General features: G+C 72.9%; 5 protein-coding genes. All 5 read left to right on the top strand.

What is annotated here, in order from left to right:
- The first annotated feature begins 110 nt into the window (after window positions 1–110).
- Genes BBK14_RS13350 through BBK14_RS13330 form a run of 5 tightly spaced genes read left to right on the top strand, consistent with a single transcriptional unit; the run spans window position 111 to window position 1,751 of the window.
- A complete protein-coding gene (locus BBK14_RS13350; RefSeq protein ID WP_071062439.1) occupies window positions 111–308 on the top strand; it encodes a hypothetical protein in 198 nt (65 codons plus the stop codon).
- Window positions 308–526, top strand: a complete 219-nt coding sequence (locus tag BBK14_RS13345; RefSeq protein ID WP_071062437.1) for a hypothetical protein — start codon at window positions 308–310, stop codon at window positions 524–526. Before BBK14_RS13350 ends, BBK14_RS13345 begins: the two co-directional genes overlap by 1 nt.
- 30 nt (window positions 527–556) lie before the next feature.
- Window positions 557–754: a hypothetical protein gene (locus tag BBK14_RS13340; protein WP_071062435.1), complete on the top strand. Its 198-nt coding sequence runs from the start codon at window positions 557–559 to the stop codon at window positions 752–754.
- Window positions 754–1,044: a hypothetical protein gene (locus tag BBK14_RS13335; protein ID WP_071062433.1), complete on the top strand. Its 291-nt coding sequence runs from the start codon at window positions 754–756 to the stop codon at window positions 1,042–1,044. Before BBK14_RS13340 ends, BBK14_RS13335 begins: the two co-directional genes overlap by 1 nt.
- Before the next feature lie 32 nt (window positions 1,045–1,076).
- Window positions 1,077–1,751: an NUDIX domain-containing protein gene (locus BBK14_RS13330; RefSeq protein ID WP_157904256.1), complete on the top strand. Its 675-nt coding sequence runs from the start codon at window positions 1,077–1,079 to the stop codon at window positions 1,749–1,751.
- Window positions 1,752–1,858 lie beyond the last annotated feature (107 nt).

The following is a 1,858-nucleotide window of genomic DNA, read 5'->3' as shown; positions in this document are numbered from 1 at the left end:
ATGGCCTGGCCCCGCCAGTTCGTGGAGGTCGACGGCCCCGCACGGCTGCTGACAGACGACGAGCGCGACACCCTGCTCGCCGCGGCCGACACGACGGGTCGGGACCGCCCGTGACCCTCACCGAGGCCCGCGAGCTCGTCGGCACCGACCGGCTCTGGCTCGCCCCCGTCACCGGCAAGCTCCTCGTCGGCGTCAGGATCACCGACGCCCGCGTCAGCTACGGCCGCACCCAGGTCCAGATCCAGCCCCTGTCGGGGCGTGGGTACCGCTGGGTCGACCCCGATTTCACCCAGGAGATCGAGGACTGATGAGTGCGCGCTACGAGCACATCCCGGCCCCGTTCACCCCGGTCGCTCTCGTCGGCCCCGGCACCGAACTCGGCGACGACGTCGTCGCGGACCACGCCCTGGTGATCGGCAACGAGTACRCCACCGCCCTGGTTGTCGAGGGGTCCCCGGATGAGCTGACCGCCCTCGTCGACCAGATCGCCGCCGCAGTGCGCGTCCAGGTCAACGGAGACGAGTAAGGCCCACCTGTACCGATCGGAGGAAGGTCGATGCACGTGCCACCGCAGACCAGCGAGGACGGCACCGTCTACGCCGCCGTCCAAGCCGAACCCGGCCTCGTCACCGAGGTCTACTGGCTGCTGACCAGTCAGGACCCTGGCGGGGGTCCCATCGTCGTGGGTCAGGTTCGGGGCTGCGTCCTGGCGAGACTCGCGGTCGCCGCGTTCGCCGAGGCCGGCGAGATCTGATGGGCCTGGTCGACTGGCTCGCCCGCCAGCTGGAGATGGACGCCGCTCACGACGAGCAGGCGGCCCGCGCCCGCCGGGTGGGCGCCGAGGCGGCCCGTACCGGCGGGTTCGCTGCGGGGGCGACGGCGTGGATGCGGGAGTCCACCGGCGCGACCCGTAACGGCCGGATGCGCCTGCCGCGCGTCGAGTGCAGCACCTGCCACACCAGCCACGTCCAGCGTGCCGACGGACATCCCGCGGCCCACCGCCGCAACGGCCAACCCTGCTCCGGTGGTGGGCCCGCCACATGAACCGGAACGCCGTGAACCAGCGGAGAGACTTCATGCCCCACAGCTACGCCGCCATCGACATCACCCCACCCGAACTACGCGCCGACGGCATCGCGGCCAGCGTCCGCGATGGCTGGGTCCACGACACCGTGCTCGACCCCCGCGAGATCACCGACTGGCCCGCCCGGCAGGCTCGCGCCGTCGTCCCGTTCGACGTCGTTGACGGCCGCCCGGTCAACCCCGCCGGTCCCACTGGACGCATCGGCCGCGACMTCGGCGTCTGGGGAGAGAACGCCGCGGTGGACCCCATCGCGGTCGCTGGCGCCGGCGCCGACCGGAGGGTGCTGCTCATCCRCCGCGGCGACTGCGGGCACTGGGCGATCCCCGGCGGGATGGTCGACCCCGGAGAGACCGCCAGCGTCGCCCTCGCACGCGAGTTCGGCGAGGAGACCAGCCTCAGCTACGGCACGTTCGCCGCACAGATCCTCGACCGGCGGGTCGTCGAGGATCCCCGTAACACCGACTGGGCCTGGGTCGCCTCGACCGTGGCCCTGATCCAAATGCACGAGACGAAGCCGAGGGCGGGCAGCGACGCCACCGACGCCCGCTGGTGGCCGTTCCCCGACCTCGACACGCTGCGCGTCGCGGTGACCGCCGACGGCGGGCAGCTCTACACCGCCCACGAGGCGCTGCTGGCGCTCGTGCCCGAAGGCGCCCGCGCCCGATGACGAGCCGACCCGCCGTCTGGCTGCTCGACATCGACGGGGTGGTCAACGCCTCCCGCCCGGGCTGGGGTGGCCCGCCGCGGCGGACGTTCGTCCGCGCGCTCGGCATC

The organism is Parafrankia soli (assembly GCF_001854695.1).
GTDB lineage: Bacteria > Actinomycetota > Actinomycetes > Frankiales > Frankiaceae > Parafrankia > Parafrankia soli.
This window is presented reverse-complemented; position numbering and strand designations above follow the sequence as displayed.

Coding starts and splice junctions, on each gene's coding strand:
- BBK14_RS13335 (WP_071062433.1), top strand. CDS start 754: ATGGGCCTGGTCGACTGGCTCGCCCGCCAGCTGGAGATGGACGCCGCT.
- BBK14_RS13340 (WP_071062435.1), top strand. CDS start 557: ATGCACGTGCCACCGCAGACCAGCGAGGACGGCACCGTCTACGCCGCC.